Raw genomic sequence first — 13,006 nt, 5'->3', positions numbered from 1 at the left:
GCTTTTGTCGTCGAGCTTGTCAGCATCCTGTAAGATAAGCTCGGCAGTCTACCGCAATCCGAAAGCCGGCTTTGGCGTCCTCAACGGGAGACTAGGTATGGATTCTATCGAGCGAGCTTTGTCTACGCACGCTATGCCAACAATCATAGAGGATGAAGAAATCCAGCACCCGAGGACGGAAGCCTCTCCATCAGCTGATCCAACGGATTTTCGCCAGCAACCAGTCGCACTCAGAAGAGTCGGATCATCCAACGCGGGCGATAATTCCCTGGGCAGTATGTCGCAGGAGTTTCGCGCGGTGCTGGCCGCGATAGGGGAACGTCGCCCGGAGTCTCGCTTGAATCGTGCCTATCGTGAGTCTGCGTTGCGCGACGGTCCTCGCTTTGTGCGAAATCCGTCGCAGGGCCGCCCCACTGACGGCCTTGCGGGGATAGTCGACCGCAACGGCATTTTAGATAGCTCGGGCGGTATTGCCTCCGAGGCGGATATTAACGAATATCGGCAGTGGTGCCTTGCGCGGTTGGACGCCAATAGGCAGGGAGCTTCGGCGGAGCGGATGCCGCTTGCGTTGCCCGTCGATTCTCGCTTTGTGCGGCATGATAGCGCCCGTGAACCGACCACTCCGGGTCAGCAAGCCGCCTCGTCATTTCCCGTCGAGCCTGTGCGTCCTCAAGGGGCCCAGGAACTGCGGCGTCGACACGACACCGTCGACACTTTCGATAACTTCATCGAGAGCCGAGATGATACCAGCGACAGCGCGGGTTTCACTGCTTCAGAGGAGAACCTGCGTCGCCAGCGCGCCCTCCTCGAGTTGACTCGACCGGTGCCGCCCCGAGACAGAGTACACAGCGACGACTCAACGGTACGCGAAGTCGCCCACGTATTCGCGATTCAGCGCGGCCAACAAGCCGGGCCGTCTGTCGTGGGTCCGTTGCGCGGACTCGGCTTTCAGAATCAAGAAGCCGCCGGACCCTCGTCTTCCGCCGAGCCTTCACGCCATCACCAGCGACTGGATCGCGCAACAACAGGTCCTATAAATGACTCCGGGCATCTGGACTTCGGCCCTGTTGTCGGCCCGAACTGGGTCCATCGCGATCAACCGGCCCCTGCTTCCCTGATTCTTCAGTTGCATCAGCACGGCTTACTGCCGAGTTCGAACCAGCGACAGACGACCATCGAGATCAATAGTGTGGCCTATACAGTCGTGCGGGGGCCAGGAGGGTCACGGGACATTCGCCTTTTCCGTAATCGGTATGTTCCGCCGCCGCAATCTGGCATCGTCACGCCGTGAGCATCCATGGACCGTAGGTCCGGGGTTCATTGCCGTCTCCCTGCGGGAGCGGGCTGTCGGCTCACGCTGAAACCCCGGCTTGCGCCGGGTTTTCACCCTTCTGGCTTCCATCCCTGACGGTAGCTGCGGCGGCGCGGAATGTCCTGGACCTCGGCGGCCGAAGAAAAAGGAGAGGCAGAGTGGGGTGGCCTTGGCCATGACGGGTTGAAGGTCGGAGGAGAGTCTTCCGGCGCCCGTCATGGAGATTGCTGCCATGAATACGCAGATGGTTGATGCCGGCCGCATTGCGAGCGGCGGATACAGAGTGGATGTGAGTCGCGGCGAGCGCGTCGGTCGGGTGTCCTCGGAATGGTTTTCTCGCCCGGCGGATGAGCGTTACCTGTCCCTCGACGCACTGGCGCGCACGGTGCACGATCGCGCGAACCGCAGCCGGACACGCGTGGTCGAAAGCGCGCTCATCCATGTCAACGCAAGCCGTGCGGACCCTGAGCGGCTGGCCTTGATGTTGCCCGGCTCCGACACACCGGTTGCGCCGACGCATTGGAGCTTCGGTCAGCTCGCAAGCCAGGTTGGCGCTCCGGCCGCTTACCTGCGGCAGCTCCCCGCGTCACTCGCAGCCATCAACCTGCAATATGGCTTGAACGCCAATCGTCTCGAGCAGATCAAAACGCTCGAGACCGAGGATAGCCGTGTCGAGCTTCGCGCCGTCACCGGCCCCGACTATGGCCGAATCTACGACCACGAGCTGGTCGAGGCCGTACACCGCATTGCCGGCAATGGCACAGGCGATACAAGGTGGAAGGTGCCCGGTGTGCTCGACTGGTCGAGCGGCATCTACAATCCCCGTGTCGACATTTCCAAGGCCACGACGACCCTGTATGCATCAGACAGGGACGTTTTCCTCTTTCTGGTCGATGACCTGAATCCGATCGAAGCCGGTCGTCTTCGTGACGGCTCGCCCGACCTCTATTTCCGAGGTTTCTATTGTTGGAACTCGGAAGTCGGTGCGAAGACCCTCGGCATGGCGAGTTTCTATCTTCGTGCGGTTTGCCAGAATCGCAATCTGTGGGGCGTGGAAGATTTCGAGGAGATCACCATCCGCCATTCCAAATACGCAGCCGCACGCTTTGCTCACGAGGCAGCCCCGGCGCTGTCGAACTTCGCCAACTCCTCACCCATGCCTTTCATCAACGGCATCAAGGCCGCTCGCGAGCGGATCGTGGCACGCAGTGACGAGGATCGCACCGAGTTCTTGCGCCGCCGCGGCTTCTCCAAGGCCGAGACAGGCAAGGTGATAGACGCAGTGCTGGCGGAGGAGGGCCGCCCGCCTGAAAGCATCTTCGACTTCGTGCAGGGCATCACCGCCGTCGCGCGTGACAAGCCGCATCAAGATGTCCGCCTGGACATGGAGGCCAAGGCCAAGAAGTTGCTCGACCGGGCGGCGTAATGTCAGCCAGGCCGGAGATCCAGGTCTCCGGCCTGGTACGTCTACGCTTTCGATTCACAGGTGATGGGCGTTGCTTTCTCGTCGTCATGTCCATCGCGGCGGACAGGTCCTGGCGGTTTCGGATTCCCGCGGGATTGAGACCCGCGAGTAAGATTGCGACGACGACATCCGGAATATCTGGCTTTTCGCGCCAACACGATCGGCTGACTCATACAATTGCCGCCACGAACCGCCTTCGCGCGTTCGGCTTCGCGTCCACGCAAGCGTATTGGCTCAGGGGCCGTCAACATAACGGCCTCTGGTATCGCCGCCGGCCATTTTGAGTGTCATCCGATCCGGGATTTGAATGGCGCGACCTGGTTTTTCCGATAGCGCGGCAGCCGCCAACGAACGCCATTTGCCGCCGAAAGCCAGAGCGAGAGCCTGACAGGCTTGTCCGCAAACGGGTTGGAGGCCGAGAGAGAGGCTCCCGGCCGCCCGGTTCGGAGAAGCTGACATGGCAAGCGCCGTTTGGAAGATCAAGCCGTCGCCGTCGCGCGACATCCTCTTAAGCAAACTCGTCTTGAGCCGTTTCGTTGAGCGGGAGGGCGCGTGATGGTCTTCGATGTCTCAGAATTGGTACGCCGCCTCGCACGCGAGGCCGAGGGCGTATGTCGACACTATCTGTCCAATGGCAAGCGGGTGGGGCGATACTGGGTGGTTGGCGACGTCCGCAACACGCCAGGACGCTCGTTGTTCGTGCGGCTCCAGGAATCGACGAAGGGGCCCGCCGGAAAGTGGACCGATGCCGCCACCGGAGAACATGGGGACCTGCTCGACATCATCCGCGAAAGTATGGCTTTGCGAGATTTTCGCGAGGTGGCCGAGGAGGCAAGACGCTTTCTAACGCTACCTCGTTGCGAGCAGCAACCCGCCCCGAAAGCCGACAGTCCAGCAGCGCGAGCTGGATCGCAGCAAGCCGCCCGTCGCCTGTTTGCAATGTCCAGCCCCATCGACGGTACGGTGGTCGAAGCTTATTTGCGGCGTCGCGGAATGGTCAGTATCCACCATGGCGGCAGCTTGCGCTTCCATCCACGTTGCTATTATCGACCGGACGAGCATTTGCCGATGGAGACATGGCCAGCAATGATAGCCAGCGTCACAAATCTTGATGGCCGGATCTGCGGCGTGCATCGCACCTGGCTCGATCCGGACGGCTTTGATCGCATCCGGCTCGGCAAGGCTCCCATCGACACCCCACGGCGGGCCATGGGCGACCTGCTCGGTAACGCTGTTCGTTTCGGCCTGGTGGATGATGTGCTTGCTGCCGGCGAGGGCATCGAGACCATGCTGTCGCTGCGCTGCGTCCTGCCGACCTTGCCGATGGCTGCTGCGCTTTCGGCCAATCATCTCTCAGCCATGTTGCTGCCGGCTGGCTTGCGTCGGCTCTATATCGCCCGTGACGCTGATGCCGCCGGAGACGCCGTACGGGCCATCCTTACCCGGCGCGCGCGGAGGAGGCCGGCGTCGAAGCGATCTCGCTGTCGCCTCGGCTCGGCGACTTCAATGAAGATCTGCAAATCTTCGGCCTTGAGGCTCTCCGGGCAGCGTTGCGGCTTCAACTTGTTCCTGACGATGCCGCCCGCTTCCTGCGCTCGTCCACGATCGAGGCCGGGTAGTCGCGGTAATTCGACCGATGGCGAAAGATCGGTCATAGCCGAACTCAATTGGCGGAGAGGACGCGACCTTCGGCCTTCTAGTGGGCGATCGGACGGCGAGCGGCCCGGGCCGGCAATGGCTGCGTCCGGCTATTTTCCGCCGCGCGCAGGCAATGAGAAGACATGATCGCGACTTGGCGAGCGCGCTTTGCATCGCGAAGCAAAATAGCCGGTCTTCGCCATCCTCCGCTGCCGCTTCGGCCCTGCGCTACCGCCCGCGCCCTGCGGGCCTGGGCGGACAAGCCGCTCCGGGTTCTGGCCCGCTCCGCCCGCCGTCTGAGTGATCGCCACGAAGGCCGCGATGGGCGCGGCCGCTCCGCCAAAAGGATCTCTTGCGATGACCGACCACGACGACATCGAATCGACGCACGCCCCGTCTCCGACCGAACACGTCCTCACCGAATTGCAGCTCTTCGGCTATCGCCCCTTCGACGATCAGCCAGATCCAAGACCTCTCCCCGAGAGCCAGATGATCGCCGCTACCATCGTCGATATGTTCGACGCCATGGTTGCCGCGCTAAGCAATACACGGCTCGAACCGGATCTCAGCGAACTCCTCTGGTCAACCGTCAATCTGTTCCATCGGGCCGTCGATCGCATCGAACGCCAGCTCGACGACAATGAACAAGCGCAGCACAAGAGCCAGCGGGAGCAGAATGGGTCAGAGGTGCGATCGGTTGAGCTCGAGCGCCTCACGGCGGAGGGCATCACCTTGATCGAGCGCCGAAATTGCCTGGAACTCTTCCGCGACCAGGCGATGGAGCAATTTGAGGTTCACACCGGCTCGTCCTGGCGTCCTCGGTCGGGCTCGCTGGTGAGCCACCGCACGCTCACGGCAGCCATGATCGACTCCCGGGACTTCATCGTTGCCAAGCGCCGTTCCCAGACCGAGGTCATGTTGCCGGCAGGACCAAAGATCGCACTCACCGGCGGGCTCGACTTCAACGACCACCACCTCATCTGGGATCGCCTCGACAAGGTCCACGCCAAGCATCCTGACATGGTCCTCCTCCATGGCGGCTCACCCAAGGGGGCCGAACTGATCGCTTCCAAATGGGCGACGACCCGCAAGGTGCCCCAGATCGCCTTCAAGCCCGACTGGACGAAGCACGCCAAGGCGGCACCCTTCAAGCGCAATGATGCCATGCTCGAGCTCTTGCCGATCGGCGTCATGCATTTTCCGGGTTCGGGAATCCAGGACAACCTCGCCGACAAGGCGAGGCGTTTCGGCATCCCCGTCTGGAAATTCGGCGGCGCATGAGCGCCGTCTGTTTCAAACCATCGAGCGGAGCTGGACGCCTGGCACCCCGGCGCGTCCAGCCTTGTATCCGAAATTGCGGCTTGCGATGGTGGTGCAAGACGCGATCGTCACCCATCCGGATGAAGCCGCCACCATGCTCGCGCCTGGTCTTGTTGTTACCACATCATGCATTGGCTTGTTCTGCCGGGCGGTCAGTGGCGGCATGGCCCTCTTCGTCGCACCTGGTGCTCCCGCTTGCAGCAGATCGGGCTGCTGACGCGTTTTGCGTTGGCGGCGCGACATGGACGCAGGTGACTGTTCCTGCTTGCGAAGACCCGCCTGCTGGAGCCGCCTGAACTGGTGGAGCAACAGTCTCAACCCATTCTCATGGCCGCCACGTGCGAAGGATGATCCCTCGTCACCTTCCTCATCGAAAAGGTTGCGCGGGATCGTCGTATTGAACGGGGGGCAAGTGACTGGAGCGAGAGATATCGCGACCCTCTTCGGAACGCTTCGACCAGGCTGCGCCGATCTCGGTCCGGCCCACCTCGTCGTTTGGCACGTTGATTCGTTCTCGATTGTTCTCTCATGACGACACCGCCCTTTGCGGCAGGTTGCTTCTCTTTGTTCGCCGAGTCGTTCCAACCTCTTGTGCAGCCCAACCGAGATTTGCCAAGTCGTCTCCCGAGCTTGCGATCCAGCCCGCGGACGCACGTGGCCTCTTGGATGGCTTGATCTGGCCGAAGACCGGCTCCGCCTCGATCGTCTGAGCCGCAACGCCGTTGATGCGACTTTCTTCCCCTGGGCTTCGCCCATTCCTCGCGAGGCAAGAAAGTCGCCACAACGGCGTCCTCCGCTGCGCTCCGGCCCGCAAGGGGTGCGTCGCCGATCGTCCTCGGCCTTTAGATCGCCATCGAGGCCGCGGTGGTCGCGGGCTCGAAACACAACAGGAGAAGTGACATGGCTAACATCGGTACTTTCAAGAAGGTGGGCAACGATTTTCAGGGCGAGATTGTCACCCTGAGCCTGCAAGCCAAGGGCGTTCGTATCGTCGCCGAGACCAACCGCTCCAACGACAACGCTCCGAGCCACCGCATCTACGTGGGCCGGGCCGAGATCGGGGCCGGCTGGTCCAAGCGCTCCAACGAGGGGCGCGACTATCTGAGCCTCAAGCTCGACGATCCGAGCTTCACCGCTCCGATCTTCGCCAACCTCTTCGCCGACGAGGAAGGTGAGGGTTTCAGCCTGATCTGGTCCCGTCCGACCCGTCGCAACGGCGACTGACCCGATCCACGATGCCTCGCCCGGCTGGTCCGGGCGGGGCATTACCTTGCGCAGGAGGCGGCCGCGATCTTGCGGCAGCGTCGCAGCACGACGACGCGAGCTTCGCCGGACGGACGCACCGATCCCCTCAAGGAGCTCTAGTCGCAAGCCACCGAGGGCGCGTCGTCGTGCTTGAGGTGTCGCTTTCGGACATTATAACTCACCAGCCAGATGACGCCGACCGCGATCGGCACGAAGGCTGCGGTCAGGAACGAGGGCTCTACTCGCAGTCCGACATCATGCGCGCCCTTGGCAAGATAGCTAAACAGGCTGACCACATAGTACCCTATCGCCCCGACCGACAATCCTTCGACCGTGCACTGCAGCCGAAGTTGCTGTCTCGCGCGCTCGTTGATGGCCTGCAACAGGTCACGATTCTGTCGTTCGATTTCGACGTCGACCCGAGTTCGCAACAGATCGGCGGCACGCGCGAGCTTGACCGAGAGAGTCGCCTGACGATCCTCCACGGTCGCGCAGGTTCGCATCGCCGGGGCCATGCGGCGCGCCAGAAACGACGACCAGGTTGGATAGCCCGAGACATCGGTGCCTTCAATGATGGACAGTCGCGATTGGACCAGCTCGTTATAGGCCCTGCTGGCGCCGAAGCGAAACAGGCTGCCGGTCGCGCCTCTTTCGAAGGATGCGGCCAGCGCTGTCAGCTCGGCAAGCAGATGGTTGTTGAACTGCAGCCCTTCACCGCTTTGCATTTTCTCGAGTGCCTCAACAAGACGGCGGTCGATACGATCAACAGATGGTGCAAGCTCAAGGGCCGCCGACAGGCCAAGAAGCGCCAATGGACGGTAGGTCTCGATTTCCAGGAGTCGTTGCACCAGCGCTCCGAGATCGTGCGACGTCAACCCGAGGTCGCAGACTAGGATTTTCGTGAAGCCTTTTTCGTCTACGCGGAAGTCTGAGGCCGCTACGCCTGCGCCGCTCTTTGTGGCAACCATGGCCAGGCTGTTCTTGTCAAAAATCTGTTCGGCCCGTCTGGTCGGCGAGGCGTCCTGCTCGACCTCTAGCCTGATCGCGACCAGCAACTGCCCGGTCTGACGCAACGCGCGGATCAGCGATCGGACGGTACCATCAACCTTGTCAAATCGGTCTGCGGCAGAACAATTTGCGTTGGTCCAGATCCAGGTGAATGTTGTGAATTCCGAATGCTGCTCCCATCGTAGCGTAGCGGGCCCGATGACAATCTGATGAAGTTTCGCCGACTGCTCAGGCGGCGCAAGATTACGCTCGAGGCAAAAATCGATAAAACGGCAGCGATCGCTTGAGGCCGCCTCGCCCTGTGCAAGAAAAGCGAAGTGGATCACGCTGAAGGGCGAAACCAGGCGCGTAAAAGGGCGCGCGTGCACTTCGCCGAGCACAGCGTCGCGTTGCGGATGTGGCGTGAAGGTTCGCAGGTCCAGTTCATCGATCATGTATTGACGCCTTGCTTCAGGGTGAGCAGGCAACCGTCAGCCTTGACGCGGGAGGCAATGGCGGTGCCGGGAAACCGTTGCGCACGGCCAGGTTGCTGATCAAGCCATGTCGACGATCATTACCGAAGCCGCCTCGAACTCGGGAAAGAGGTCTTGCGGGAGGAGGGGTAGGCCAGGCAGATTGACATGGAGCAGCCTCATCCAGCTTTCGAATGACGCCATCAACGGCATCTGCCGCGTACGGTCCGGTGTCTATGGCGAAATGCCCGCGTCGCGGCTCAATAAGTGTAGCGGTGCGCCAGCAAGCCGTTCCGCGGCCTTGACGATGGCCCGCCGCACCGTCCGACGAATGCTTGGAGTTACGCGGACAGGGTTGTCTGTCTCCGAATCCCACCGACATCGCCCGCCACCGAAGGGGTGCCGCATGCAAGTGAAGATACGCCGACCCTCTTCTGAAAGCAGTTGTCCGGTCGCATGACCGATGCCGTGCGAGGTCGTGGCAAGCAGGAACGTCTTGCGTTCTCCCGGCGTGGTGCGGACAAACGACCTCGGGTGCGGCAACCGCATTGTCGATTGACGGATCGAGGCCCAAACGCGACTCCCATCTTGTTGCCGTCGTCAAACTTCCTGGCGCAGAGAGCCGGTGCAGGATTTGGGCCAGCACTATAGAAGGGGCGCTCCCGCGTCGTTTTTACGCAATGTGGCTTTCGAAGACAGTCGCGGGCGGGTTTCAGACATGAAGCGCGCTTGTATTCCGACAGAATGCGCACGTGGCACAGGCCGCAGGGAATTGCGTGTTTTCGGCAAGGTGATCGCTCGCCCGGCCGCTGCCATTGAGCGGCCACGCTCTGGCTGGATTTGTCGATGCCGAGCCCTGCGAGTGACCGCGCCCGGACCCGCGGGGCAAGGTGCTCGGTGATGGGCTGATAACGTCACATCGCGTGAGGTTGACTGGATCACGCAGCTGGAGCTCTCGCCGTCCTCGTCATTGATACGTCACTCAGAGCAGCCCAAGCGTCGCGGCTTGACCGATTGCCGCAGGAGATAGATACGCGGCGACCGTTGTGAGCGATCAACCAAATAGCAGCGGATCACAGATACGGCCGGCGACTATTGTGAGCCCGAGCGTAGGGCCGAGGCGTTGATCGCGGAATCGGAAATCTGCGCCTGGCAGCACAAAGAGCCAATCACCACTGAATTCGTTGGCCTGCTTCTCGGCGGGACTCGGCCTCGTCACGTTGTCCTTGATGCCAGCTCTGTTCGGATCGAGCGCACGAAACGGCCTCTTCGATGGATGGATCTGCCCGAAGGACGGCTGCGCCTCGACCGCCTATGGCGCAACAGCGGCGTCATAACTTTCTTCCCCTGCCGGCTGCGCCGTCATTCCTCGCGCGAGCCAAGAAAGTTGCTCCTTTGCTGTCAGGCCCCTTCGGGGTGCGCCGTCGATCGCCTCCGGCCTGTCGATCACCATCGAGACCGCAAGGTGCGGGCTCGGAAAACTTCAGATCAAGGAGAACTACCATGGCGACCATCGGCACCTTCAAGAAGACCGGCAACGACGAGTTCACTGGCGAGATCGTCACCCTCTCGCTCCAGGCCAGGAGCATCCGGATCGTCCCCGAAACCAACCGCTCCGGCGAGAATGCACCGAGCCACCGGGTCTATGTCGGCCGAGTTGAGATCGGCGCAGCCTGGTCGAAGCGTTCCGAAGAGGGCCGCGATTACCTATCGCTCAAGCTGGACGACCCCTCGTTCAATGCACCGATCTACGCGAACTTGTTCGACGACGAAGGCGGCGAAGGCTACACGCTTCTCTGGTCGCGGCCGCGCAAGAACCGCGAGTAACTTAGCCGAGTGCTGGCGCCCCGCTGATCCGCGGGGCGCTTCGCGGCGGCCTGAGAGGCCCTGCGATCTGCTTGGCGCCGGCGGTCGCGCCGACGTGGCGGGCGCTCAGCCGGGTTTGCCGGCGCCATTGTCGCCGTCAATGACGATCAGGCCCGTTTTCCCGAACCAGAGGCGCTCACGCGGCGCCAGCGTGTTGACATGAGACAGGCTGCGAGGGCGCCCAGCCGAGGGATGACGTGGCCGGCTGCAGGGTCCCTGACACGGCTCGCCTCGAGCGAGGCGGTCGCCGCATCGCCCTTGCAGATCGCGACCAGCGCTTGATGTCGGCTGCCTCGAGCTTTGTCGGCCGCCGGTGATCTGACCACTGTCGCTGGCTTGAAGCTGTGAAGGAACGTTCTCGTCACAGCGCCAGCGACCGTTTTAGATCATCGTGCTCGAAGGCGCTGGCCATGCGGTTGATTTCGGCCGGGCGGGCGCCGACCCCCTTGGCGGCTTCGCGCCAGGTTGCCGTCACGCTCGCGACTTCTTTGATAATTGCGCGGGCCTGCGGCAGCGTGAGTGCGAAGAACTCCGATGCGGCCTCCAGCAGATCGAGCGAGCAGGTGCCCTCGTCCAGATCGATGTTCGTCGACAACACGCGGGCCTTGAGATCAGTTGGAACGGGATTGAGGTCGTATGCCGGCGAGAGAGACCATCCTGCCTTTCCCAGCCACAGGAAACCGTGGTTGCGGAGGTGATCGTCGACATTGGAGATCAGCACGTTGAAGACGACACGCCGATAAAGGGCATGGGCATCCGTTTTCCCTTGTGCGCCGTGTTGAGCAAGGGCATCGACGATCTCCGGATAGCTGCCGCGCTCTCCGTCTTTGGCGCCCATCATCGCCATCGCCGACAGGAACGGGATGCGGATCGTACCGTCACGATCGAAGCGCCGCGACAGCATGACCGGCTTGCCGCCGACGTCGATCAGCTCGTGCTGCGGAGTGGCGATACCTGCCTGGCCAGCGAGCCGCAGCGCGATCTCTTCCCAGGTCTCCATGCTATAGTCGTCGGTCTCCTTCGGGAATTTGGCGATCGAGAGGCGACCATGCTGGTCAATGACTGAGGCCTTCGGACGCCCGCCGCCGAGCGAAGAGCCGGGGGCAAAGATGAGTTGGAGTTCCTCATCTGTTTCTTCATCCCGGAGAATCCGCTCGGTGATTTGGAGCAACCGGCCGAGTTCGATCAGGGCAGGAACGCCGGCCCGGGTCGGCGCCTGGAAAACACCGTCGCCAACCCAGCGGAAACGGAGCGCGCCCAGCCGGCTCTCGTCGGCGACGCCTAGCAGGTAGTCGCTTTCCGCGAGGGTGCGGACGGCACGGCCCTCGTGTTCGGCGAGGCGGCGCTCGGCGCGCTGCATGAGACGGCGGCCCCAGGTGTCCGGCGCCGAGTCGCCAATGGAGCCAAAGATGGCTAGTCGGGCAGGAGGAGCGAATGCGCCGCGTGTCAGCGCAAGTGCCGGCTCCAGCGAGAAGCGATCCGGATCCTCAAGCCATGCAGCGTCGTACTCGAAGAGGATGGTCTCCGCGCCTCTGACGCGATTGCTCCTCGCCAACCCTATCGGGCGCGTGCGGCTGTCCAGATCGATGTGCACCTCGAAGTCAGCCATCGTGGGATGGTCCGGTTGGCCGCTTGAGGTGGACGTGCTTGGGAAGGTGCGCGCTGGCGAGGGCCTGGCCGACGCTGTCGTTGCTGATGTCGGCGACCTGACCCAGGCCGTCGAGCAGGCCGAGCGCCTGCAGCACGCCAGCGTAGATGCCGATGCTGACGCTGGTATCACCAGCTTCGACCCTTTGCAGGGTCGACCGGGACGTGAAGGCGCGCTCGGCCACGACCGCCATCGGCAGCCGTCGGCGTCGACGGGCGTCATGGATGTCCGCCCCAAGCTTGCGCAGCGCGCGCCGTACCGCAGCGGGAGGATTGTGTGGAGTAGGCATTGTTGACGTCTTCATGCTTCATATTCAAGGAATATGTAGCACGAAGGTCACAATTTTCCTAGATGAGCCGAATGATCGAAGGTTCGATTTTACCTCATTCGCGGGTGTCGGCCTTGAGTTCCGACCGCGGCCCCCCTCCCTCTGGCTTTCACATCGGCGGACTGGCTGCAATTTCTGTCAATCTGACTGAGCCATCTGCTTCCATAAGGATTCGATCGATTGGCAAGCCGGTGCCAGGGCACGGCCTCGATCCGAGCGGATCATTCAAGAGATAGCAGCTGAGTGTGGCCGCACGTCGCGTCTCACTCTTGCTTCCGAGCATGACCGTGCCACGGTCCTGCGGAAATATTGCTCGATCATCTCAGGTCGCGCGCCGCGGAATACTGCTACGTCGGCGTCACGAGGAATTGCGATTGTAGAAGCGTGTACCGGCGTCGAGGCCCACTTCGCCGGCATGACATCTCAGACGGCCGACGCTCCCATAGCGGCAGCTCGCCCTCTGCAACGTGCTGCTGTTATCCGAGCGCTCGCCGCTCATTGCTGCGATGAGCGTCTATCGAATCATCGCCGGAGCGCTGCTCGGCAAAAACGCATCCCGGCCGCGCAAGACACGGTTCCTCGCAATCGGACCATCCGAGGAGCTGAGCCTCGCCCTGATAATCGCCGGCTATTGCAAGGCTTCTGAGGCGAGCGCCTTCGATGGGGGTGTCGAAAATCACCGCATCATCTTCGGCATCCCCCTAAGCACCTCTACTCCGCGATC

General features: G+C 62.2%; 8 protein-coding genes and 1 pseudogene. 6 read left to right on the top strand and 3 right to left on the bottom strand.

All coding sequences use genetic code 11. From position 1 onward, the window contains the following. Window positions 1-97: 97 nt before the first annotated feature. The 5 genes and pseudogenes from ACVWZM_RS07945 (at window position 98) to ACVWZM_RS07925 (ending at window position 6,959) form a co-directional block, all read left to right on the top strand. Window positions 98-1,291 (top strand): hypothetical protein, encoded by a 1,194-nt coding sequence (locus tag ACVWZM_RS07945; RefSeq protein WP_456852414.1) that lies wholly within the window; start codon window positions 98-100, stop codon window positions 1,289-1,291. A gap of 253 nt (window positions 1,292-1,544) precedes the next feature. Further along, entirely contained in the window at window positions 1,545-2,738 is a 1,194-nt protein-coding gene (locus tag ACVWZM_RS07940; RefSeq protein WP_456852412.1) for a DUF932 domain-containing protein, read from the top strand. Between the two features lie 594 nt (window positions 2,739-3,332). Continuing rightward, window positions 3,333-4,396, top strand: a pseudogene (locus tag ACVWZM_RS07935) (DUF7146 domain-containing protein). A gap of 376 nt (window positions 4,397-4,772) precedes the next feature. Next, on the top strand, window positions 4,773-5,696 hold the full coding sequence (locus ACVWZM_RS07930) for a DUF2493 domain-containing protein (RefSeq protein ID WP_456852410.1): 924 nt from the start codon (window positions 4,773-4,775) through the stop codon (window positions 5,694-5,696). Between the two features lie 939 nt (window positions 5,697-6,635). Beyond that, a complete protein-coding gene (locus ACVWZM_RS07925; RefSeq protein ID WP_253624270.1) occupies window positions 6,636-6,959 on the top strand; it encodes a DUF736 domain-containing protein in 324 nt (107 codons plus the stop codon). A gap of 137 nt (window positions 6,960-7,096) precedes the next feature. Here the strand turns inward: ACVWZM_RS07925 and ACVWZM_RS07920 are convergent, their stop codons facing one another. After that, on the bottom strand, window positions 7,097-8,422 hold the full coding sequence (locus ACVWZM_RS07920; RefSeq protein WP_456852408.1) for a DUF3422 family protein: 1,326 nt from the start codon (window positions 8,420-8,422) through the stop codon (window positions 7,097-7,099). 1,521 nt (window positions 8,423-9,943) lie between these two features. On the opposite strand from ACVWZM_RS07920, the gene ACVWZM_RS07915 reads away from it, so the two are divergent. Next, window positions 9,944-10,267, top strand: coding sequence for a DUF736 domain-containing protein (locus ACVWZM_RS07915; protein WP_456852406.1), 324 nt, complete (start codon window positions 9,944-9,946; stop codon window positions 10,265-10,267). Window positions 10,268-10,667: 400 nt separating this feature from the next. Here ACVWZM_RS07915 and ACVWZM_RS07910 read toward each other — a convergent pair whose 3' ends face one another. Together ACVWZM_RS07910 and ACVWZM_RS07905 are read right to left on the bottom strand one after the other, a co-directional pair. After that, a complete protein-coding gene (locus tag ACVWZM_RS07910) occupies window positions 10,668-11,915 on the bottom strand; it encodes a type II toxin-antitoxin system HipA family toxin (protein ID WP_253640521.1) in 1,248 nt (415 codons plus the stop codon). Further along, window positions 11,908-12,243 (bottom strand): helix-turn-helix domain-containing protein, encoded by a 336-nt coding sequence (locus ACVWZM_RS07905; protein WP_253624266.1) that lies wholly within the window; start codon window positions 12,241-12,243, stop codon window positions 11,908-11,910. The genes ACVWZM_RS07910 and ACVWZM_RS07905 overlap by 8 nt, the downstream gene beginning before the upstream one ends. Window positions 12,244-13,006 lie beyond the last annotated feature (763 nt).

Source organism: Bradyrhizobium sp. USDA 4501, from assembly GCF_054062115.1.
This window is presented reverse-complemented; position numbering and strand designations above follow the sequence as displayed.

Excerpts from the sequence above, each read along its gene's own strand:
- ACVWZM_RS07920 (WP_456852408.1), bottom strand. The coding sequence starts at position 8,422 with ATGATCGATGAACTGGACCTGCGAACCTTCACGCCACATCCGCAACGC.
- ACVWZM_RS07910 (WP_253640521.1), bottom strand. The coding sequence starts at position 11,915 with ATGGCTGACTTCGAGGTGCACATCGATCTGGACAGCCGCACGCGCCCG.
- ACVWZM_RS07905 (WP_253624266.1), bottom strand. The coding sequence starts at position 12,243 with ATGCCTACTCCACACAATCCTCCCGCTGCGGTACGGCGCGCGCTGCGC.
- ACVWZM_RS07915 (WP_456852406.1), top strand. The coding sequence starts at position 9,944 with ATGGCGACCATCGGCACCTTCAAGAAGACCGGCAACGACGAGTTCACT.
- ACVWZM_RS07945 (WP_456852414.1), top strand. The coding sequence starts at position 98 with ATGGATTCTATCGAGCGAGCTTTGTCTACGCACGCTATGCCAACAATC.
- ACVWZM_RS07930 (WP_456852410.1), top strand. The coding sequence starts at position 4,773 with ATGACCGACCACGACGACATCGAATCGACGCACGCCCCGTCTCCGACC.
- ACVWZM_RS07940 (WP_456852412.1), top strand. The coding sequence starts at position 1,545 with ATGAATACGCAGATGGTTGATGCCGGCCGCATTGCGAGCGGCGGATAC.
- ACVWZM_RS07925 (WP_253624270.1), top strand. The coding sequence starts at position 6,636 with ATGGCTAACATCGGTACTTTCAAGAAGGTGGGCAACGATTTTCAGGGC.